The following is a 22,891-nucleotide window of genomic DNA, read 5'->3' as shown; positions in this document are numbered from 1 at the left end:
TTCCTGATTTTTTACGAAAGCCGGCTTTCACTACTTACTGTTTTTCCACGTAAGCATAGTAAGCACCGCAGAGTTCTTTCCCTTGCTGATCCAAGAGCCAGGTTTTCATTTCGGTTCCGCCCAGTGGAAGCGTCACTTCAAAGACCGCGACAGTGTCGGCTGGCCCCACCGTAATCGTCTCATCAAAATCGCCAATCGTGAGACGTGCCCGACTCACTGGCAGTGCCTTGCACTCGTTAAAAACAGTGAGTTCTCGTTTCGTTTTCGGATACGCACCGCTCATCGCAAAATTCGCTTCCCGGGGGTATCGACGCAACTCGATCCGGTAGCGGCCCGCTTGCTCGGCATTCAGCATCCAGCTCCCATTTACCGTCTTCCCCTTCATTAAGGTGCTTTGAACCGTCACATTGCCCCCGCCCTGTTTCTTGGTCCATTCGAAACAGGTTAGATTCACCGGATTTTCGGCCCCGCCGATGCTCGCCCGTGCATAGATGGAAACAACCGGCTGCACCGTCTCCCACCACGCGGCATAATGCGCCTTCAAGAGCTGAACAATCTCCGGATACTGTGAAGCCACATCATTCTGCTGAGCGGAATCTTCCGCAACATTGTAAAGTTCCTTGTCATGCACCAAGCGCCATTTATTCCAAAGCACGGCAGCATCACCATATTGGGGGAAATCCTTGGACGACCACTGTACAACCAGTTTTCGGTCCGCCAAGGCGTCGTTTTCTTTGATTAAACCGGCCAGGCTGACGCCATCGAAGGATTCCTGCGTTTGGGCATCCGTTTTTAAATTACAGAGCTCGATCAGTGTCGGCAAGAGATCCTGCATTTGAGTCGTTTCATTGATATCGCGCGCCTGGCCAAGATCTCCATTGGGCCAGCGAATAAAACACGGAACACGGTGCCCTCCCTCATAGTAGGTCTTCTTCTTTCCCTGCATGCCGGCACTATGAATTTTGGTTCCGGTGTTTCCTCCGTTATCAGACATAAAAATAACGATCGTGTTTTCAGCCAATCCACTCTCTTGCAGATATTGATTCAGACGACCGACATTATCATCAATATTCGCGATCATGCCGTAGTAGTTTCCGATACCGGTATCCCGATAGAGGTCAGAATATTTTTTTTCAACCAGATAGGGAACATGGGCCGCATTGGTCGGAAGATAGATAAAGAACGGTTTATCTTTAGCCCGACTGCGCTTCATGAAATCCATCGACCGGTCAAACCAGACGTCGGTACAGTACCCTTTGTGCTGATGATAGGTACCATCCTCATGACGGTAAAAATCATCCATGTTATCATTCTGCCAGTAATCGGGACTCTGGCTGGCGGAACCGCCACCGAGTGAGACACTTTCATCAAAGCCCTTATCTCCGGGACGATACGGATAGTTATCCCCAAGGTGCCACTTTCCGAAATGTCCCGTGGCATAGCCGTTCTCCTTGAACACAGTCGCCATGGTTTTGTTTCCCGCATGGATCATCTCATGCCCGAAGGCCCAGGACCATGCGCCGTTGTGCATCGCATCGCGCCCCGTCATCAGCTGTCCCCGCGAGGGGGTGCAAACCGGTGCCGAGTGAAAATCCGTCAAGCGAATGCTCTGAGAGTGCAGCCGGTCCAAATGAGGCGTCTTCAGCACTGGATTCCCATGGCAAGCCAGGTCGCCGTAGCCCTGATCGTCTGTCAGGATAACAATCAAATTCGGACGCGAAGCGGCGTCCACGGAAGCAGTCGCGATCTGGAAAAGTCCCGCTGCACCGAGCAGAGCATTCACCAATCGGCCCGGCAAATATTTTTTCATTATGGTCATAATTTAAGGCTCCCTCTTAAAAAAGGATGTGTTTTGTTATTTCAAGAACGGCGAACGTCATTTGACCGATTGATGACTTGCCCTATCCAGTTCAACGACAAATGGCTCTTTTTCGGCCCACGTTTTTGTGCGGTCGAAGAGCATCCCGAACTGCTGATATGAGTTGTAGTCCACGGCCTGCTGACCCCAATGCGCCACGTGCCCGTCATAGAGCTTCTGCATTTTTTTGAGCGTTTCTTTGGCTTCGGGATGCTGCGCCATATTCACCAGCTCCAATGAATCCCGGTTGAGGTCATACAACTCTTCGGTCACCTCGTAGTTTTCACCGGCATAGCTCCAGTTGATGTATTTATGATCCTTCGTCACCACGGTCAGGGCGTGCGATGCGCTGACGCCCCAGACATTGATCAACGGCAATGATTCGTGGATCGTGGCGGTCGGTTTCTCATACACGGAGAGCATGGAGCGACCATCCAGGCCTTCAGGAATCGAACAGCCTGCGAGGTCCAACAGGGTCGGTGCAATATCCACATTTCCGGTCAGCGTTGCTGACCGCAGCCCCTTGCCGCTGTTTGAATGACGCGGGTCATAGATGATCATGGGAACACGCGAGGCCTCTTCATACGGCAGCGCCTTTAATCCGAACCCATGCGCGCCGCAGAAATAACCGTTGTCGGAGGTGTAAAGAATGACGGTATTCTGATCTATGCCCGCCTCTTTCAAGGCATCGCGGATCATCCCCACGGCAACATCCACGCCATAAACCTGACGATAATACTGCGCGATCACCCGATTGTAATCTTTGTCGTAGTCACGATCCTCAAACGCGTTATACCCGCGGGTCTTATGGCTCTGCTTCGCAAAATGCAGGCCGTTTTCACGGCCGAAGTTGTCCGGCTTCGTGAAGATCTTGTCTTTGTAAAGCTTGTTGAACCGGTTATCCGCATTGCGTGGAAGATGCGGCGCTTTAAAGCTGATCGAGAGACAAAAGGGTTGGCCCGTCTGAGCTGACTCTTTAATGAAGTCGCGGCCGAAAGCGCCATACGAAAGCGTGCAATGCGGATATTCATCCGCATATTCCTTCATCGACTCATTCTTTTTTGTCGAATAAGACGTCTGGCCTTCACCGCCTTTCCAAACATCAAAATCGTGCGAGGGAACCGGCAGTGTTTTAGTTCCCGGCACCTCCTGAATATCAAAACCAAACTTACCGGCAAACGCGGTGCGATACCCCGCCTGACGAAGCAATACCGGATACGATTTCTGCCACGTGCTTTTCTGCATATGACCATGCATAAAGTTGGTGCCGCTCCGATATTCGAGCAGACCCGTCATCACCGTCGCCCGGCTGCCCATGCAGATCGCCGTGGTCGCATAGTGGCGATCAAAAATCATTCCATCCGTAGCAAGCCGATCCAAATTCGGGGTCTGAACATCCCCGTTCCCGTAGCAACCCATCGAATGGATCGATTGGTCATCCGTCATCAGGAAAATAATATTGGGCCGTGTCTGCGCTTCCGCAGCAAAATTAAAACCACCCAGCGTTAAACCCAGCAATACAGACATCCATTGTTTATTTTTCATTTTCTTACGGCCCTTTATTAATTTCCCCAAACAATCCGCCATTCGACACGCAACAGCGACATATAAAGGGTTACTCCGTCTAAACCTTAAAATTGCCCGCTTTAAATGAAAATAATACCCAACAGCCCGCACACGGTTCTATTAAACAAGGGTCGTCCGCTGAATCAGTGGGTGATTAGCGGGTTTAACGGTTGATCCGGAATTAACTTATCCCGTATTGGAAGAGCCACTGGATCGACAACGGCAAACCAATTTTAAAAGCGGGATGCCAGCGAATGAATAAAATCTACGAATGAACAGCTCCTGTTCCCCTTCATTAAAGATTCGTAGATTCTATTAATTCGTTGGTCATATTGTCCGAGGCATCGCAAGCCAATGGAAAGAGGCTTTTGATCGGGCGTGAAAACGCAGGAAAAATCTCGTATCGAGAAAAGAAAACCCGGTTTTCACTCTAGAACGCACTGTTCTTGTGGGGATTGACCTCATTCTGATTCGAGCTGTACCACTTATTCTGCGGAAGAGGCTTAAACAAAAAGGCCCGAAGCTACTACCAGCAGCCCGGGCCCACTCATTTCTAAAATGGTTCTCTTCCAAACCTTGGAAGCCGTACCGCAGATAGGATCGCCTGCTCTTCCAACCGCTGGAACCCCGTACCGACAGGTGATTGAGCGCAAATCGCAATCAATCTCCACCTGCTCTTCCAACCATCTTGTCCCGCCATAGCGTTTCCGGTGAAGCATTCCCGTCGGTCATTATTTGCTTCACAAATTATGTTTCCGCTTCGCTTCAACGCTCTACAGGCATTCGCCAGCCTCCTCACTTTGAAGAAGCAACTCACGGAACAAAGTGGAGCTCTCTAATGAATGTATTTGGGTGGCCAGCGACAACTACATTTATCAGCCAACGACAATTCCGATTCGTTAGCCGATAATCTGTGCTCATTTCGAAAGGAGGAAATGAGTGCAAACTACGGATCAACAGGTAAGGAGATTATGGATGGAACATCAAAAATGTGGAACGCATTCTCCAGCGCCCGCAGGAAGCATTCGGTCTCCTGCGTGAAGGAGAACACGAAGAGCACACGCTGTTCGGGATGTTTTTAGGCCGGAACGAACAGAGTTCGCTGGATTTGGACATGCTTCGCCATACTCCCTCCGTTGTTTTTCCGGTGCCGGGGTCAGCACACTTCAGGGGTTTCTCAGCCGTGCCGCAACGCTCATGTAGAGCGGCTGGCAGGGGGAGGATGTTCTCAAGTGAAGGCGGATGCGTCGGGGATTACGAACAACGCAATCCGCAGCAAACCTGTGGTTAAAGTCCTATTTTATTTAGAGCTTGATGCCGGATGCACGCACTGCACATTGAAAGGACGCGTACATGCTTACAACCCAGCCTACACAGATCCAGACTCGGCACCTCCTCGTCTCAACAAACCGGAGTCAGCGCCTCCGGCTACAACCTACTGTGCATCCAGCAGCTTGTACAGATCGTCGAGAGGCACGTCTTCGACTTTGCGCATCACGCCGGGGCTTTGATGCGGAGCATCAGCTTTCTGAATGGCGATATCGCCTCGGATCTGTTTTTCCAGCCATTGGATGTTTTTCTTGATGGACGCAGAATTTTTCACTGTGGCGGCATATTGGAAGGTCTCAAGCGCCTCTTCATAACGCCCCGCATTGCGTTGCGCTATGCCAAGGTTCCACCAGCAAATATCGTTGAACAACCGCATTTGGGTCGCCTGCTTCAGCAGATCAATGCCGGCCTCCTCGTCGCCAAGAAAGACGCTGGTTCTGCCCATATCCATCAGCAACTGCGCATCCTTTGGATTGTACTGAACCGCCATTGCGTAAGCCGCGAGCTCCTTTGTTGCCAGCTCCTGCTTTTCATTCCTATCCAGCGAATAATAACGCTCTGTTCCATACAGCTGCCCCAGCCCCTTATGAGCCTTCCAGTTAGAGGCATCGATGCTTATGGCGCGTTCATAGAGCGCAATGGCCTTATCGCTTTGCTTTGAGTCCGCCATACGATCCCCCAGCGCTCGGATGAACGATGAAGAAAAGGCCAGGACAGAAAGAAGCAATCCTGCCACCGCCGCGAACGCCAGCATTGCCAGCGCCACGCGCCGAGCCGTTTTGCGAACTGGCGTCTGATCCTTTAACAGCTGCTCCTGGCGCCTCCCGCAGATCGGTCCAACTGCAATTCCCGCCAGCAAAGCGAAGACCAAGACATTCTGGAAAACATGCATTTGAAAATCGAAAAAGGAATGCAGCAGCGTGCCGGCCGCGGTTCCAAGAAACGCCATCGCCATAAAAGCATGATGCTCATCCGGCGTCTTGATGGAGAATACCAGCAGGCGCACCAAACCATAAACCCAAGCAAGAGCCAAAAGCCCGAAGCCAATCAGCCCATACTCCGAAGCCACCTCCAAATATTCATTGTGCGGGTGACCTGAGACTATGCGAACGGCATTGCAACGCTTGCGGTATTCCGGAAAGGCATACCAATAGCTTCCCGGCCCAAATCCTGTGGCTGGTTTTTCTTTGATCATGTCGATCGTGTCCAGCCAAGTGAGCGGGCGGAAATCCCGCGTCGTGGTGTTCGCGAACCCCTCGGCCTTCGCCTCGACCAAAAACTCCACGACCGGCGTCATGCGCCGCTTGAACATTTCGGATGAGTTCCATGCTCCAACCAACAGGATTGCAGACAGTAAAGGAACCGCCACCAGCAAAAGGACAAACATTTTTTTGTTCTTCCGCAAGGCCAGCAGCAAGACAGTTACGCCCAAGGCGGCGATCGAGCCCAGCATGCCGGCGCGTGATTCGGTGAAATACATCGTCGGCAAAAAAACCACGATGCAATAGCCGGCGAGAATGCGAAGGAAAATTCCGGCCTTTGGAATAAAAAGCAACACCAGGCAAAACGGAAGCAGCATCTGCAGCACATGGGCAAAGTGGTTTGGGCAAATGTAGGTCGAAGCCAAGCGTCCATCGTAAAAGGCCCAGCGCTCAGCCCACAAGACCTGCTCCGGCTGCTTGAAAAAGTTGACCAGACCATAAAACGAAGCCAGCAAAGCAAAGACCAACAGCCACCCCAGCACCGAACGGCTGTCTCGGAACAGCACCAGTGCGTTTCCCCATAGGCCGTAAGCACCTATGAACAGCCCCATGAACAGCATTCTCACTCGCGCCTCGAACGGTATGTCTGCCATTGCAACCAGCATGATGCCGTACGCAAGGAAGGCCAGTAAAATCCCCCAAGCGGGCGGCGCACTAAAAACGGCATTACGCGACAACGCTTCCCTTGCAACCCAAACCATGAGACATGCATAGACAATGACCGCCAATGGAGAGAGCACTATGAACTTGTCATCGCCCGCCACACCATAGAAGAGAGCGGCCACCACAGGAATCAGCATCAATATGCAGGCTAGTAGATAATTTTTCCGACCCGTCCCCTCGCGGGTCCCCGGTTCATCCTGCTGCTTGTTTATTTCATTTTTCATCGCATGCCTTGATAACGGGCGTTCCAGATGCTCGCCAGCTCTTGCGGCGTACCCTGGAACACCATAAAAGGTTTCGGGGCTTCGCTAAAGTTTTCAAACTTGGTCTTGATAAAACTAGAATAGAGCAGACAATCTGCAAATTCACGGCTTATTTTTTCAGGCGCGTCTAATACGAGAACTCCCACTCCGTAGAGGTCGGCAATGCGGACATATTCTTTTTCCCTCACGAAGTTTGCCAGCTCAAAATCGCCGATTAGTCCATTTAATCCAACAAAATTCCGTTGAGAAAAATAGGCTATGATGCCCGAGTCAAACATCATGCCCCGCATGTCGGGGGCCGTGTTTTCGCGGAGGAACTCCGCCACCTCCAGCTTGACAAAGGTCATCGTCTTGCGTTCCAGAAACTTTGGATACAAGGCCAGCTGCGCCGCAACGAGGAGGACAGCAAGCAAGGGAAAGACCGGCACACGCCAAACTTTGACATCGGGCACGCACGCTCCGGCCACCAAAGCGGCTAATAGGATTTCTGGAACCCAGTACCATGCTGAAGCGGCCGCATCCAACGGGGCCAGCAATACAATAAAACATGCATGCACGACAACAAACAGGGGGAACTCTGGAAAAAATGAAAGCTTTTCAAACAACCGACGACGGCGCGATCCCGTCAGGACAAACAGCAGTCCTGCAATTCCCGCCAGCACCATGCCTGCCAAAAGCAAAGGAGCCGGAATCGATTCGAGCCCTAGTATGTATTGCACGCGTGGAATAAACTGATGCAGGCTCCATGATGAAATGATCTGTCCGCTTGCAACAGGCGAAAATTCGGTCGTCTTCTGCCACGACGAAACCGTCTTAAGATGGCCAAAATTTATTTGATTCCAAAGCAGGTACGGCAACACCAGCGCCAAGCAGCCCAAAGCGGAAAAAAACGGCGACTTCCAAAGCGTCCGTCCATCCGGCCTGTTCCGAAGCACATGAACCAGCCAAGACACGGCAAAGGCTCCTGCCAGAAGAAAAGCATCAAGCCTCGCAAGGAAGCACAGCCCAATTAAAACGCCACCGACAAAAGCGGGAACAGGATCGCTGTACCGCCGCTCTCCGACACGGAGGCAGTGAACCAAGTACAGTAGATAGCATAACAAAATCAGCGGGCTTTCGAGCAGGCTGAAAAAAATTGTAAACGAACGGATATTGAGCGTCATGATGCAGATGGCGGCGCACCATCCAGCCGAACTCATCCGCACCCTGCGCGCAATAAGCGCAAACAATCCCATGGACAGCAGCTGCAAGACGAAAATCAAAAGATACACCGCCTTGAGCGACACCCATGGATCTGAAAACAGGGCGTAGACAGGCAACAGTACAAGCAACCACAAGGGATGGAATCCGTTGGTGGCGGTCACGCCGTCGTAGGAGCACTCTCCTCCTGCAGCAATGGTTTGAGCCAGCTTGGGATAGTATAGGCCGTCATCCGTTGCGGCAAAGGCCACCGCTTTCTCCAAGGGCTGGAAAATGACCGTACACGAGGCCATGAGCGCAAAGAAAATGAACATAAGCCAAAAAGATTGCTTCAAAGTCATTGCCCACTCCATTCGTAGATTGCGCCGAAGGCATCCTGATGAATACGCTTCAGCTGAGGGCGCAGCGCAACGCCGAGCGTTCGCAGTTCAGCCACAGAACTTGAATCGCGACGCGCAACCGCGGGGAGCAGCTCCAGCACATCGCCATAAACATAGATTCGTCCCGTCGCCCCTTTTTTCAGCGCATTCCACTCATCCATTCCTTGGAACTTCATATCTTCCACCTGTGCAGGACTCCCGTATTGGAGATAGGTGGTAAAACTGTGGGAGTCCGCAACCAATACGACATCCCCCGCTACGGCATGCTCTACGATCCACTCGGCTTTTTGACGGCAATAGTCGTTGGCCTCGCTGCGGAGCAGCAACATCCCGCCTATGAAATTATGAAAGGCCAGCAAGCCCGCCACCACAACCGGGAGCCACTTCAGGCCAATAGGGAAACAGCGCCACCCCAACCCTAAAAACAGCCAAAGGGGCGGAATAGTGAATATCCACATTTCTGGATTCGCCGGTTCGAACCACATCGCCATTGCCGCACTGCCAACCAACCACGCCAATGCCGCCCAACCCAATGGCGGAAACGCCGAAACGCGACGAAGGGCAAGCACAACCAAGCAAACTATCGCTCCACCTGCAGCCACGAAGGAGATTGGCGCAAGCCACTGCACCCATGAAGGTGCCTGCGCGCCCATGAAAAGCTCTTCCTGCAGCATATGGTATGGAAACATTTGAGTCAGGCGTTCGGCGACCGGTGGCAGCGAGAACAGAAAATTACCCGACAGCAGGTTTTGTCCAAATGCAAACAATCCTTTAGCCCAAGTCAGTGGCTGCCCCAACGAACTGCGCATCACCATGCTGTCGGGAAAAAACGTGAACCGCCCCCCCCATGCAACACCAGCATAGACGCCCGCCACCAACGCTATAACAACCGCCATATGCACTCCTGCGCACCGAAAGCGGCGGTTCAAAACGAGCAACAGAGGAATCGACACGAGCACCACGGGAATGCACATAAGATGCAGCAGCAGCGCCAGCGCAGAAAAGAGCTCCGACCACCACAACCGCCCATCCCGGGCGCAAAGCAAAGCCGCCATAGACAGGGCCAAAGCCGGAATATAGATTTCAGCCGCCACGCTGTAGCGCCAGAATCCATAGGAAAAAAACAAGGCGGCCACGAAAGGCCAACCCATTTCCCGACGCTTTCCGTCTCCGCGAAACAAGGATGCCAGCAGACAGATGCAAAGCGCCCCCGCAAGCATGCTGATCCCAATCAAAACAGGCAGCGACCGTCCGCTATAGCCCGCCGCCTGCACCGCCCGGCACACTGCCCGGCATGCAGGTAGATAGAGAAGATGGTGCCCGTGGAACATTTCGCTCCACTCCCCCTGCTCCACGGTCCGTGCGTAGTAGTATGCGTCTTCCGAATCGCTGTGGTTGGCGGGCAGCACCGCCATGAAAAGCAACAGGCTACCCAGAAAAAGAAGCACCATTTGGATACGCGGGTTCTTATCCATGAGCAAGCCCTGTCTTAAGTTGAAGAGGGAATGGAAAATATTCATCCATTTCTCCGCCCAAAAACGATTCTGAAAAAGAATAGCGGTATGCCGACCACATACCTTTGGAAAAGAGTGCGCGGATGGGTCACAAGCCTTGCCAGCCATTCCAGGCCGCAATCGGTCACCCATTTTTGGGCACGTTGCTCAATTCCTGTGTACCAGCGGAACAATGCACCCGTCGCAATGAACACTCCCTTGTTCACTTTCGATTTAGCCTCCCATGCCCATAATTCCTGGCGAGGCATGCCCATGCCGGTAATGATGATGTCTGCACCGGAATCACTAACCATGTCCACGACGCCATCACTTTCTGATCCATGGCACTCAAAGAAGCCGTGGTGCCAACCTGCAATTTTTAATTCGGGATGCCTTTGCTGAACCTGGCCGGCAAAGCGTTCAACCACCTCTTTCGTATCACCTACGAAAAAGACACTATAGCCCTTCTCCGCGCATAGCAAAAAAAGTTCGTCGATCCAGTCCGGCGGCGTCATTCGCTGGCCCAGTTTTTTACCCATCATCCATGCACCCAGCTTAACGCCGAATCCATCACAAAACACGATTTCAGATGCATTCAAGATGCTGTGGAAAACGGGTTGCTCATAGGCAAGATTACAGGCGTGCACATTGACATTGTTAACCAACGCAATTTTCCCGTGCGCGGCATATTGGCCAATCTCAGCCAGCAACAAAGGTTGATCGATGACCGAAATCTTGATGCCGAGAATCTGGACAACCGGAATTTGGCTCATAAATCGACACCAGTAAATTGTTCATCAAGCCTAGCAACCAAAAGAATCGTCATGAATTTGCGAACACATTGGTTGATGTATTTCCGCCATACCAACGACAAGCTTTGAATGTCCAGCACATCTATCATATCTCGCAAAATTCAATTACCGTTTAATCCCATCAACGATAAGTGAGTCAATCCGCTGAATATATGTTGTACTGAACGCAAGGTTCATTTCTGGGCAATTCCGGTAATACGTCTTATTTTCACGGGGATCAGACTTTATGTATTGACCGTCCCGGTCGCAATACCTGAGAGGAAGGCCATCGAAACCGGCATGTTCCAACGCTTCGCACAAAGAGTAAACCGACCATCGGTTTTTGTGTTTATCCGGATGGGAGTATGGCATGCGTTTATTCGGATAGCCCACGCTTTCCGGCGGTTCGTAGGTTCTCAGATCAGCATCCGGCACGCAGGTTCGTATGAGACCATTCGGTTTGAGGATACGATGACATTCGCGAAAAAGATCGACCGCCTCATCAAGGAACAGGTGCTCGAAAAAATGTTCGGAAAAAATAAAATCCACCGTGTCGTCACCAAACGGAAGTCTCCCGCCTTTTTCAAAGTAAAATTCAGAAAAATTGGTTTTTTCATATAGCTCCTCTTCAGAAAACACTATCGATTTTTTACTGCTCCGCGCCAACCGACGCTTAATAATTCCTGCCAAATCAGAAAGGCTTGAGTCGTACAGCCTGAGCAATTTTTTCCTCAGCTCCAACCGCTTCCCTTTTATTCCACCGGCTCCAAAGTGTGGCTCTCCGAGATGCATCCATGATTTATCGAGGAACGTAGCCAGTGCCTGTTCATCCAGATTCTCTAGCCTTGACGTCCCTATTTGAACTCGTTTAACCATAATTGCATTCCAATCCTTTAACCTCATCTAGCAGTTGAGGTGTATGCGCCTTTCATCCGCTGGCCCAGCCCAATCCCGCACTAAAGGTTCAACCCACACCCATCGCAAAAAGCGATCTCCGGCGGGCTGAGCACTTCTCGGGCCTCATGTCGCCGTCTTTTTCAGTTCACAAATCAAATCAAACCAACTCCTGATATATTTTTCCTCCGTGAAACTGGATTGATAATGTTGTTGTCCTGCACTCCCCATTTCTTTGCGCAACCCAGAGTTTTTGTATAGCCTGACCAATGCATCTACATAGTCACCGATACAACCCGCGTCGCATAATATGCCTGTTTCACCATCCTTGACAACGTCACACGGCCCACGCCAATTGCTTGCAACGACAGGAAGGGAAAATGCCATGGCTTCAACCACAACCATTCCTTGAGTCTCAAAGAGATAATGGGTGGGAAAGAAGAGCACATCCGCCCAGCGATATTCAGTCCACAAATCATCTCCCTCCAAATGCCCACAGAACTGGATGATCCCCTGAAGGTTGTTGCGTTCAACCATTCCTTCCACACTCTTTTTTTCCTCAGATGATTGCCAAACACCGACACATCGAACCTCTATCCTCACACCCAAAACAACCAAACGACTCACCGTCTCCACCAAATCATATATTCCCTTGCCTTCGGTAAGGATGCCAACAAAAAGAATTCTATATATTCCATCATTCCTTTCTTCCTGTATCCCGTTGACAAAAGGAAGATCCCTTCCATAAGGAACAGCTTCAATCCTACGAGGAAAAAACATCTCGGGTTCTTCGGCGCAAGAAAGCGTTGGCACGACAGACAAGTCTGCTCTGCCATACGCCAGACGGGCCAGTCTATACAAAAGCTTCCGATTATTAAGAAAACCACCCATGCCATAAGCATGATAATGAAATATCACAGCCTTGGCCAAAGACCGCACACTACATAGAAAAATAATATCACGGACTAAAGGAATTAGAGCAGGAGGGGCGGGAGGGTAATAAAGCACAGAATCAGGATATCGACGTAGTAGAAAACGTGTTTGGAAAATCAGCGAAACCAGTGTGCTGACTTTTCTAAAACTAAACTTCCCCATCTCTTGAACCGACCCACTGAACTCCATACGAACATATTCAACACGTAAATGCCTCTTTAAACCGTCCAATAAGACCTGAATCATTACGGATTGACCAGTTGTTGGAGGAGGTGTTTGCCCAACAAGAATAACCGTTGGAAGGTTGTTTGTCGCTTTTTCCATAATACCTCAATTAACTAGGAATTAGCACGGAATCTTACCGGCGGTGGGAGAAAGCATCTTCTCCCCGGAATGACTCCACCCTTGTATCCTGCACCATTGCCCGCATGCACTAATAGGCCCCTTGTGAAAAAAGTACCACCCGAAGGGTTCGGGCCATGATGTAGATGTCCATCCAGACCGACCAGTTGCGCACGTAAAAATTATCCCACTGCTCCATCTCTTCAACGTTGCAGTCGCTTCGCCCGGAAACCTGCCATTGACCGGTCATGCCGGGACGCACCTTGCTGCGAATGAGACGTGATTTTTCAGAAAGCCCATCCTGATGGTAGACCGGCAGCGGACGCGGACCGACCAGCGCCATTTCTCCGGACAGTACGTTTAAAAACTGAGGCAGTTCATCGAGACTGAAACGCCGAAGCAAACGGCCGATGCGAGTGATGCGGGGGTCGGTCTTAAGCTTGTAGAAGGTTTCCCATTCGTTCCGCTTGGCCTCATCCGCCGCCAGCACGTTTTGCAACGCCTGATCAGCATCCGGCACCATGGTTCTGAGCTTGATGGCTTTAAAGAGGCGCCCCTTCCTGCCTACCCGCTCCTGCGCATAGAATGGATTCCGGCGGTCGGAAACAAACACCAACAACGCCAGCACAATAATCAAAGGGAGCCATAGAGGAAGGAACAGCAACACCAACCCCGTTTCGTATAGGCGTTTAATAAAAGCGGCAAACGGCACCAGCAGGTTGCGCGACACCTCCAGACCGATCATGCCGTTAAAATCGCGAGGCACCACCCAGGAAAATACGCCCTCGCTGATATCCGGAAGCAAGACCACCTTGTGGTAGCCCGCCAATGTGTGGTCTATAAAACCTACAAGATCGTGATTGCGCAAATGGGCAATGGAGGCGATGGCCACCGACGCCTTGTTCGTTGCCCCATTAAGCGTCCCCAGCACAGGCACCCCGTTTATGCCTCCTTCCACGACATCGTCGGTGAATACTCCGCAAGGGTTGTATCCGATGGTGGCCTCCTCATGCAGCACATTTAGAATTCTTGCGATGATTTCCTGGTCGCCGTATATGACGGCCGGACATCCCCATATCTTTAATCTACGCAGCAGCTGACGGCATAAAATGCGCCCAAAAGGCAGAAGAGCCGCACTGGTTGCATAAGCGGTTAAGAGTGAAATACGACTGGGCATGCCGCGCAGCATGAAGGCACTGAAACCAGCCGCCGCAAAAATAACCAGCAGCAGCAGCTCAATTCGACGGAACTCCTCAATGGCGCCCAATCCCCACCCGGGAACCTGTCCCGTAATTAATGCTCCGACATACCATGCGGGAATAACCAAGACGGAATACTGAATCGAAATATGGATGCCTTGGAGGTAAAATAATAACAGATCCCCCAGCAACAACCCCGCCAGCAGGATGACGCTATCAATCAGAAGCAGGCCAAACGAGTTCCAGAACTGATGGAACATCAGAGGCCTGTTTTTTGTCGATTCAGCAATCAAGGTTTGTTCTCCTGTCGTCGATGTATGGAGGAAAGGGGTAAGGGAGTATGGGCGTAAGGGGGTATGGGGAAAAGATAGTGCCACCCTGATTTCACATCGACTCCATCTCTCAACGACACCATTTGTCTGCTCCGTCAATCATCGTCACAAGCTGTGCGATAATTCGTTCGTATCGCTGATCAAAACCTTCATACACAATCTGCGTCATAAACTTGGCCTTTAATGAAAAGTCCAGCCAGCACTGCATCTCAGATGCTTCTGTTTCAGAATCACTCAATTTGGCAATAAACGCTGCTTTGTATCTACGTTTACGCTCTCCGAGTTGTACGCGAGTCATTGCTTGTGTTGCTCCAACCATTTCAACCGTCTTCCACGAGACTTCTTCAACAACTTTTCGCACCAACGAGCCTGATCTCGCGTCTCAAAGCATTCCATAGCGACAAGCATCCAAGGCCCGTCTTGCGAGGTCGATATAACATGCCCACTGTTATGAAGCTTCAATCGTTTATCAAAATCTTGAGACTGCCCCACATACACCCTCCCCGTTGTTCGACTCTCAATGGCATATACAACATACATAAACGTCTCTACCCTCCGGCCAGTAAGCCCAACGGGCTGGAAGCGGAGCAGGAAGCCACGCTTCGGAAATATTAGCTGGCACGGAGCGAGAAGCTCGTCGCATTTGATCAGCCAACACATACCTTTCTTCAGTGGGCAAGAATTTGGCAAACTCATGGATTTCCAAGGACAAGTTTAATGCGTCTTGATACACATCCAGATCTCGAAAACTATTAGCAAATTCACCCATGATTTTATCCCGTTTCCTTCAGTAACGGAGTAATGGTGTAAATAGGGTATCGGTGTAACGCCCTTACTCATCCCACTCCCTTACCCAAGGACTCCCAGACTCAACTACCCAGTAACGCCCCTGCACCTTTACTCCACAACTCCCTTACCCAATAACTCCCTTACGCCTCCACGCCCATACCCAGATACTCCCTTACGCATCTACTGCGTAAAAAACCCCCCGACTGCTTCGACTACATAATCAACCTGATCATCGGTCATGGTTGGAAAGATGGGCAGCGACAATATCTCGCCGGCCGCTTTTTCCGCTTCGGGAAAATCCCCTGCCTTCCACCCTTTAAAGGCATAGGCCTCCTGCAGATGGATCGGTATCGGATAGTGAATGTTGCAGCCAATATCCCTCTCCTGCAAAAGGGTCAACAGTTCATCGCGCTTTTCGGCACGGACGACGTAGAGATGATGCACATGTTCAGCATTGGCGTTTGTAACTGGCAGCCGTAGCCCCGCCACGCTCTCCAAACCTTCGGCATAGCGGGAGGCAATGCTGCGCCGTGCGACATTCCATTCGTCCAAACGCGGGAGTTTTATGGAAAGCACGGCCGCCTGTACAGTGTCGAGCCGGCTGTTTTCGCCCAGCAGTTCGTGGTGGTAGCGGCGCGGCGAGCCATAGTTGCGAAACGACATTATTTTTTCAGCTAACTCAGGATCATTGGTCGTTACAGCGCCGCCATCACCAAAAGCGCCTAGGTTTTTCCCGGGATAGAAACTAAAGGCAGCGGCATCGCCGAGCGTCCCGCACTTGTGGCCTTTGTAGAGTGCACCATGCGCCTGCGCGGCGTCTTCAATTACTTTCAGCCCATGCTTGCGAGCCAGTTCAACAATGGGATCCATGTCAGCGGCCTGACCATAGAGGTGGACAGGAATGATCGCTTTAGTATTGGGAGTGATGGCATTTTCTAAATCCTGGACATTAATAAGGAAATCCTTATCGGCCATATCGACCAAAACCGGATCGGCTCCAACCGACGTAATCGCCAGCGCAGTGGCAATGAACGAATTTGCCGCAGTTATCACCTCGTCGCCCGTCCCGATGTCCATTGCCCGGAGAATCAACTTTAAGGCATCCAGCCCAGAAGCCACGCCGATGGCATGCTTGCAATTGCAATAAGCCGCGAATTCCTCCTCGAATCGTGCAACCTCTCCACCAAGAACAAAATCAGATTGTTCAATAATGATTTTCCAGCGCTCAATAACATCGTCCGCCACTTCGGCCGACAAGGCCTGCAAATCTAAAAAAGGTACTTTCATATAATCCTCCGTACTCAGACAAGATGCAGGCAAATGCCTGCATCTTCAAGCCTTAGGTTTTAAGTGTTAAGAAATTTTCAGGTCTCTGGCTTCTGATATCCGACCTCGGCCCCTTCACCCATCACGTTCCATTTAACCTATAAAAGGCAGCAGAAATGAATGAACCATGGTTTTGACCAATGATAACAGCGTGATCGTTGAATTTGATCCATCACCCGGTGGGTGCGTTTTTGGTTCATTCATTTCTACCCTTCGGGCTGCCGATTTCGGGCCGTCTGCAGCGGTTTGAACCCCTCGAAGTAGGCGTCTACGCCTTCAGGCCTCAAATCTTACATCCAACCCAAACTAGGCAACTGCTTTTTTTAGGTTTAAAGCTATTTCCCGTCGCCAAAAGTAACCCGTCGGCAGCATCACACACGGCATTCACCAGCAGGCAGTGGAACAGTTGCGACGGATGATCCGGTCTTTGGTGAGCAGCGACGCATTTCGGATCGATGCCTGAGCGGCAATCAACCGGTCAAACGGGTCGCGGGTCCACGACTGGGACAATGCACCAACGACCACCTTGTAGAACTCCAGTTTGCACAACTGCAGGCCGATGGTTTCTTCCAACGTCTGGAACACCAGCATCGGGTCAGCTGTGATACGCTTGATTTCCTTGAGAAACTGCAGCTCCAGCAACACGGCTGGCGATATGAGCAGGTTGTTCTGTTCGATAAATTCAGACGCACTGGCGGGAAACCGGTCAAACTCTCCCGCATAGAGCCACACCACGACATGCGTATCCAGATATATCACGGCTTCCACTCTCCCGACCAATCAGAATGAACCAGTTCCTCTGGATCGCCTTGAATACACTCGCGCTTTCTCAGCCGCGACATTTTGGTCGATGGTTGTTCAGCCACAATTTTTACCGTTCCGGTCTTCCGCTGCACGGCTAACGGTTGCCCGGTTTCCAACACATGGTCGAGCAAATGATAGATGTCCTTCCTAAGCACGGATGCTGTGACTGTCATATTTCCACCTCAGATCCAAGCGTACATTAACGTACGTAGTTCATCAACCCATTAGTACGCTTTTGTCATCCGCTTTTGTCATCCATACTCCACCACGCCCTTACCCCTTACCCAGCCCCAAGCACCCAGCACCAAATTATATCCACACCCAATATTTACAATTAGCGTTTTATACTACATTGTACTCTGCTTCATTAAGGGGATGCAGCATATGAGGCGTAGCCGGACTTTTGTTTATCTGATGGCGACTGACTGGATGATTCTGGTCGGCACGTTTGCCGTTGCACTATACTTCCGACCGTATGATTCAAGCTTGGACATGATCTCCCGCTACCACATCATCCCCGAACTCGTGTTGCTGTTCGTGCTTGCAGCGATCTTTATTGGCATATTCAGCACCTTGGGGCTGTACAAACGTAAAATCCAGCTTGCCCCGTTGCCACACTTTATAGCGATCGTCAAAGCGTCTCTCATTGCTGTAGCCATCTACGTGCTGGCAAAAGGTTTTTCCAAATCCGATCTGTTCATTCCTTCTCGATGGGTACTCGTATATTGGGGTGTGCTGCTTCTGATCACCCTTTCCATCCATCGGTTGGTCATTGTACGGATTCTAGCATCGCTGCTTTCCAAAACCGACATGCGCAGGCGTGTCGTAGTGATTGGCGACACGGAATTGACCAATCAATTTATTGCGGAATGCAGAAAGCAACCGGATTGCGGCATGAGTGTGGTCGGAATCATGGAAGATGCCGATCAAGTGGCAACGGTAAATTCGGTTCCATTCCTTGGCATGCCCAGCACATTGCCCGACGTCATTGATCTGTATAACCTCGAAGGCGCCGTCATCTGCAACCCTGAGCTTTCGCACCAAAAACTAATGGATTTGATCGAAAGCTGCGTGCGTCTTTTTGGATGGGTCGATATTCACTCCAACAAATCCCTAGCGCTTCAACGCTCCGATTCCGCCGATGCCTATTTTGACATTCCCTTTATTCGCATGTACGGCATACCCAACAACATGCTGTTTAAATCATGGAAGCGGGGGTTCGATTTTTGTGCGTCGCTGCTGGGCGTGCTGGTGCTTTCCCCGATATTCATTGGAACCGCCCTGGCGGTCAAGCTGACGTCCCCCGGCCCGGTTTTCTACACCAAGGAACGGGTCGGCCGGAATGGAAAAACCTTTCCCTTCTACAAATTCCGCTCCATGGCCGTCGGAGCCGACCAAGACGAAACCCGCAACGATCAAATCAAAGATTTCATCCAGAACCAACAAGAAGGCGAAACTCTCTCCAAAGTGGTGAATACCGCCTACGTCACGCCGGTGGGAAAATTTATCCGCAAATGGGCCATCGATGAGCTTCCCCAACTGTTCAACGTACTCAAAGGCGACATGGCCCTGGTTGGCCCCCGCCCGGTCCCGCCCAGCGAATACGAGCTCGAAGACGAATGGCATAGGCTGCGCTTCCACATTAATCCCGGATGCACAGGCCTATGGAAGCTGTATGCCGCCAAGACCGGCGTCACCTTTAACGACACGGTTCTGTACGACATCTATTATTCGCGGAACATGAATCCGGCCATGGACCTAATGGTGCTCTTCGGCACTGTCTGGATCATTCTGAAAGGGAAGGCGGACGGATAAACTGCTCCGCACTTTATCCGATGTGTGGGAGTGAGGGGGTCAGAAGTTGTAAGGGTGTAAAAGCGTTTCAGATTACACAAATACACCCACACCCAATACACCCCTACTCGACCCTATCCCCCAGCTCATTCACCCGCCCGACTACCCGGGCCGGATTGCCGACCACTAATACAAAGGGCTCAACGTTCTTAGTGACTACGCTGCCGGCACCGACCATGCAATATTTCCCCAGCGTCACACCGGCCACAATGGTCGCATTGGCACCGACTGAAGCCCCTTCTTCCACCTGGGTCTCAGCCAGCCAATCGGCTTCCACTAATTCCTTTTCTTTCATTAACGGCATACGCGGACTGCGGGGGCGCAAGTCATTCGTAAAAACCACATTCGGGCCAATGAAAACATAATTGGAAAGATGCACGCCTTTCCAGATCAGCACATTGTTTTTGATGGTTACCCCATTGCCAATGCGCACACCGGACTCAATGAAGGCGTGGTCGCCGATATTGCACTCTTCTCCGATGGATACATCAGCCATTACATGGGCAAAGGCCCAGATGCGAGTGCCTGCACCAATATCATCGGTTTCGACCAGAGCCCACGAATGAATAAAATAGTCCATAATCGCCTTAATTTATCAGCCACGAGAAACACCAAAAGACACGAAACTCAGTCCATTACATACTTTTTGATATAGAGCCTTGGCGCACCAAAATTTATTAACAATCCATCATGGATTCGTGAAGATTTTAAATAACCTAATAATTGAGCAACATGTTCTTCTGCTGTATTCCTGCAAGCCTTGAGTTCAACAATCAAGCAATCCTCAACAAAAAGGTCAGCAAAATATTCTCCGATTACGGTTCCATCCTCATCATAAACGGTTAATGGAAACTGCTGTTCAACTTTCACCCCCAACTTCCGAAGGCGGTGAGCCAAGGCATTCTCATAGATTTTTTCCAAATGGCCATTGCGATGATACTTGTGTATCGCAAAACTTGTCTCTCGCACCACATCGCATAGCTCATTAACCGTCATTGGAACTCCCTTTCTGATTACAGATGCATAGCCATAAAAAAACACGAGGTTTCATGCAAAACACTCAGGAAGACCTTTTAATAATATCATCTCATCCCGAATATTTTTTTGTGATTTCTTGTGTTTTTCGTGGCTATCAAACAGCACTTCCGCCAAGTCCCGACCAGGTTTCAGCAATCCGCTCAAACTCTGCACGGTCTCGGATATAGTCCGCTTCGTCATAGGTAATATTCGCCACAACCAACAACACCGTTCCCGGCTCAAAATCGTAGAATGTGCGCCAGATGTGGGGATAGAGAAGGAGAGCGGGTTTGATGTCTGAAGTTTGAGGTTTGGAGTTTGGAGAATTACCTATATCCAGAGCTCCCGTTTCATCCTGAGAAGGGTAGAGGAAGTTTGACTCGGGTGAAGCAGAGATCGGAGGTCGGAGATCGGAGATCGGATTGCTGTTACCTGATCCGCCATCGCTGACCTCTGTCCTCTGCTCACTGACCTCTGAGGACGAAAGAGACACCGTCTCTTTTCGGCCACATCCGTCATCCAATTCAAACGTGCAGCCACCGCTCAGGGCCACGACAATCTCTTCCGTTTCATAGTGGGCGTGATTGCCGCGCACATCATCCGGATTCATATCGGACGAAACCAGCACCTTGCCAATGCTGAACGGCAAAGCGTTTTCCGGCTCAACGCCCTGCTGGAACTGCACCAGCGATCCGCCGCAGTTTCCGTGTTTTATGTTGAACGGTATAATTTTATAAATCGAATCCATATTCAAATCTCCAGATCTAACCACTGATAGACACCTGAAAGCAAAGTTGCAAATAATGTGCGGATGCACATAGTTTCTGCAAGGAACGCTTCAATAAACAGAACTATTTTTCACCACCCGCTCCCTCTAGGAGCTAGAGAGCACAGAGAGAGTCAGAGGAAAGATTAACAGAACTATTTTCACAACCATTCGTTGCACTCATTAGAGAATGGGAGGCGGACAGAGAGAGGGAATAAACGGCAATGTATTTGATGGAAGGAGCAGAAAAGCAAACGGGTTTGTTTTTTGATCCAGCCATCCAATACCAGCAGCTAACAGCTGGTTGCTGTCGACGACAGCGCCGTTTATTCCGGGCACAGCTAAAACCTCTCTACCCCTCAGCCCGCTGGCCGGGCCTCTCTAGCGCAGCGGGTGGTAAACTTTTTTCTTTGCGATTTCTTTGCGCCTTTTTGTGGCTAGCCCAAATCAAAGACCGAGTTTCTTTTTATATAATTCAATATAGGTCGGAATATATTCCTTCAGCGTGGTTTTCGGAGCCCAACCGAGGGCGCGGGCCTTGGAGCAGTCGACCGAATAGCGCAGATCCTGGCCAGGGCGGTTGGGGATGTGAACCAGGGCTTCTTCTTCCGTCATGCCCATCTCTGCCACAATCATTTTCACCGCATCGATCACCGAGTGCTCTTCGCCGGAAGAAACATTGTAGACCTGCCCCTCTTCGCCTTTCTCCAACACGGTCAGCAGACCTTCGCAATTATCTTCCGCATAGATCCATTCGCGCAGATAGGTGCCGTCGCCGTGCACCGTCATTTTCTTTCCGTTGAGCAAAAATTCAATCGTCTTAGCCAGCAGCTTTTCCGGATATTGACCAAAGCCATAGTTGTTGCAGCTGCGACAAATAATCGCCTTGATGCCATGGGTGTGGCGCCAGCCAAAAATAAGCTGCTCGGCAGCGGCCTTGGTGGCGGAATAAGGATTGGAAGGCAACAGCTTGTCCTCTTCTGTGAAAGACCCGGCATGCGCGGTGCCGTACACCTCGTCGGTGGAAATATGGAACAGGATCGGGCGGTCCGTTTCATCCTTTGCCCGGATCAGCTCAAGAATGTTGTAAACGCCTCCGATGTTACTGTTGTAAAAAGCTTCGTTCGCGTGGATGGAGTTATCCACGTGCGACTCCGCCGCAAAGTTGACGACATAATCCACCCCCGGCGGGATGTGTGACATCGTGGCAATATCTTCCTCGATAAATTCATAATTATCCCGTTCGTGGAAATCCACATCCGTCCGCGCCGCATAGGTCATCTTATCCACGTTGATCACGTAATACCCCCGCTTCAACGCCATATCCACAAAGTAGGATCCAATGAATCCCAATCCGCCTGTTACTAGTAATTTTTTCATATACGAATCCTTTTTGAATTAAAAAAACAACGGGGAGTTTAACCACCTATGAGCGAAGCGAGCGATAATTTTCGCAGAAAATAACGACTGAAAGGAGGGGTTCAAAAAACACGAAAAAACCGACAGAATTATTAGGGACAGAACAAAGCCAACCCCAGCGATGCTTTACCCTAAACAGGAAAATGGAGCCGCGGATGAACACAGATGGACACAGATGGACACTGATAGTCATGAGATATGTTGCCTGAGGCACTCACTTGATGGAGTAATTCAGCAGTGGACTAACTATTTCACCACCCGCTTTGCTAGGGACACAGAGTAAAAGACCTTTAAAAAACTCCGTGCCTCTGGTGGATTGGTCGTTATTCACTCCCTATATACCTCTGCATATTGAATCCCCAAGTTTCAATTTGCAGACACTACTCACACAATAAAAAGAGTCAAGCCGAA

General features: G+C 50.6%; 20 protein-coding genes. 1 reads left to right on the top strand and 19 read right to left on the bottom strand.

Annotated elements, in window-relative coordinates; all coding sequences use genetic code 11:
- Positions 1–34: 34 nt before the first annotated feature.
- From SCARR_RS01685 to SCARR_RS01615, 15 genes are all read right to left on the bottom strand, one after another.
- Complete coding sequence (locus SCARR_RS01685) at positions 35–1,819, bottom strand: arylsulfatase (protein WP_136059797.1); 1,785 nt, start codon at positions 1,817–1,819, stop codon at positions 35–37.
- Between the two features lie 57 nt (positions 1,820–1,876).
- A complete protein-coding gene (locus SCARR_RS01680; RefSeq protein WP_222846131.1) occupies positions 1,877–3,403 on the bottom strand; it encodes a sulfatase family protein in 1,527 nt (508 codons plus the stop codon).
- Between the two features lie 1,456 nt (positions 3,404–4,859).
- Positions 4,860–6,902, bottom strand: a complete 2,043-nt coding sequence (locus tag SCARR_RS01675; protein WP_136059796.1) for an O-antigen ligase family protein — start codon at positions 6,900–6,902, stop codon at positions 4,860–4,862.
- Positions 6,899–8,482 carry a hypothetical protein gene (locus SCARR_RS01670; protein WP_136059795.1) on the bottom strand — a complete coding sequence of 528 codons (1,584 nt, stop codon included), beginning with the start codon at positions 8,480–8,482 and terminating at the stop codon, positions 6,899–6,901. The genes SCARR_RS01675 and SCARR_RS01670 overlap by 4 nt, the downstream gene beginning before the upstream one ends.
- Positions 8,479–10,041 (bottom strand): hypothetical protein, encoded by a 1,563-nt coding sequence (locus SCARR_RS01665; protein WP_168432891.1) that lies wholly within the window; start codon positions 10,039–10,041, stop codon positions 8,479–8,481. Before SCARR_RS01665 ends, SCARR_RS01670 begins: the two co-directional genes overlap by 4 nt.
- Entirely contained in the window at positions 10,038–10,724 is a 687-nt protein-coding gene (locus tag SCARR_RS01660) for a WecB/TagA/CpsF family glycosyltransferase (RefSeq protein ID WP_168432889.1), read from the bottom strand. Before SCARR_RS01660 ends, SCARR_RS01665 begins: the two co-directional genes overlap by 4 nt.
- Before the next feature lie 207 nt (positions 10,725–10,931).
- On the bottom strand, positions 10,932–11,681 hold the full coding sequence (locus tag SCARR_RS01655; protein ID WP_168432887.1) for a class I SAM-dependent methyltransferase: 750 nt from the start codon (positions 11,679–11,681) through the stop codon (positions 10,932–10,934).
- 144 nt (positions 11,682–11,825) lie between these two features.
- On the bottom strand, positions 11,826–12,956 hold the full coding sequence (locus SCARR_RS01650; protein ID WP_136059791.1) for a glycosyltransferase family 4 protein: 1,131 nt from the start codon (positions 12,954–12,956) through the stop codon (positions 11,826–11,828).
- 109 nt (positions 12,957–13,065) lie between these two features.
- Positions 13,066–14,466: an exopolysaccharide biosynthesis polyprenyl glycosylphosphotransferase gene (locus SCARR_RS01645; protein WP_136059790.1), complete on the bottom strand. Its 1,401-nt coding sequence runs from the start codon at positions 14,464–14,466 to the stop codon at positions 13,066–13,068.
- A 109-nt stretch (positions 14,467–14,575) separates the two neighbouring features.
- Positions 14,576–14,866, bottom strand: a complete 291-nt coding sequence (locus tag SCARR_RS01640) for a four helix bundle protein (RefSeq protein ID WP_246044426.1) — start codon at positions 14,864–14,866, stop codon at positions 14,576–14,578.
- Positions 14,800–15,045, bottom strand: a complete 246-nt coding sequence (locus tag SCARR_RS29455) for a GIY-YIG nuclease family protein (protein ID WP_168432885.1) — start codon at positions 15,043–15,045, stop codon at positions 14,800–14,802. The genes SCARR_RS01640 and SCARR_RS29455 overlap by 67 nt, the downstream gene beginning before the upstream one ends.
- The gene (locus SCARR_RS29220) at positions 15,023–15,274 is read right to left on the bottom strand and encodes a four helix bundle protein (protein WP_136059787.1); all 252 of its coding nucleotides are present in this window, start codon (positions 15,272–15,274) and stop codon (positions 15,023–15,025) included. Before SCARR_RS29220 ends, SCARR_RS29455 begins: the two co-directional genes overlap by 23 nt.
- Positions 15,275–15,474: 200 nt before the next feature.
- Positions 15,475–16,581, bottom strand: coding sequence for a DegT/DnrJ/EryC1/StrS family aminotransferase (locus SCARR_RS01625; protein WP_136059786.1), 1,107 nt, complete (start codon positions 16,579–16,581; stop codon positions 15,475–15,477).
- 423 nt (positions 16,582–17,004) lie between these two features.
- Positions 17,005–17,388, bottom strand: a complete 384-nt coding sequence (locus SCARR_RS01620) for a type II toxin-antitoxin system VapC family toxin (RefSeq protein ID WP_222846130.1) — start codon at positions 17,386–17,388, stop codon at positions 17,005–17,007.
- On the bottom strand, positions 17,376–17,597 hold the full coding sequence (locus SCARR_RS01615; protein WP_136059785.1) for a type II toxin-antitoxin system Phd/YefM family antitoxin: 222 nt from the start codon (positions 17,595–17,597) through the stop codon (positions 17,376–17,378). The genes SCARR_RS01620 and SCARR_RS01615 overlap by 13 nt, the downstream gene beginning before the upstream one ends.
- A gap of 211 nt (positions 17,598–17,808) precedes the next feature.
- Between SCARR_RS01615 and SCARR_RS01610 the strand changes: the two genes are divergently transcribed.
- Complete coding sequence (locus tag SCARR_RS01610; RefSeq protein ID WP_168432884.1) at positions 17,809–19,239, top strand: sugar transferase; 1,431 nt, start codon at positions 17,809–17,811, stop codon at positions 19,237–19,239.
- 103 nt (positions 19,240–19,342) lie between these two features.
- Here the strand turns inward: SCARR_RS01610 and SCARR_RS01605 are convergent, their stop codons facing one another.
- From SCARR_RS01605 to SCARR_RS01590, 4 genes are all read right to left on the bottom strand, one after another.
- Positions 19,343–19,858: an acyltransferase gene (locus SCARR_RS01605; RefSeq protein ID WP_136059783.1), complete on the bottom strand. Its 516-nt coding sequence runs from the start codon at positions 19,856–19,858 to the stop codon at positions 19,343–19,345.
- Between the two features lie 47 nt (positions 19,859–19,905).
- Complete coding sequence (locus tag SCARR_RS01600; protein WP_136059782.1) at positions 19,906–20,274, bottom strand: GxxExxY protein; 369 nt, start codon at positions 20,272–20,274, stop codon at positions 19,906–19,908.
- A 136-nt stretch (positions 20,275–20,410) separates the two neighbouring features.
- Positions 20,411–21,043, bottom strand: coding sequence for a sugar 3,4-ketoisomerase (locus SCARR_RS28535; protein ID WP_136059781.1), 633 nt, complete (start codon positions 21,041–21,043; stop codon positions 20,411–20,413).
- A 465-nt stretch (positions 21,044–21,508) separates the two neighbouring features.
- On the bottom strand, positions 21,509–22,441 hold the full coding sequence (locus SCARR_RS01590; RefSeq protein WP_136059780.1) for a dTDP-glucose 4,6-dehydratase: 933 nt from the start codon (positions 22,439–22,441) through the stop codon (positions 21,509–21,511).
- Between the last annotated feature and the right edge of the window lie 450 nt (positions 22,442–22,891).

Origin of the sequence: Pontiella sulfatireligans, assembly GCF_900890705.1 — a bacterium.
In the GTDB taxonomy this organism is placed as follows: Bacteria; Verrucomicrobiota; Kiritimatiellia; order Kiritimatiellales; family Pontiellaceae; genus Pontiella; species Pontiella sulfatireligans.
This window is presented reverse-complemented; position numbering and strand designations above follow the sequence as displayed.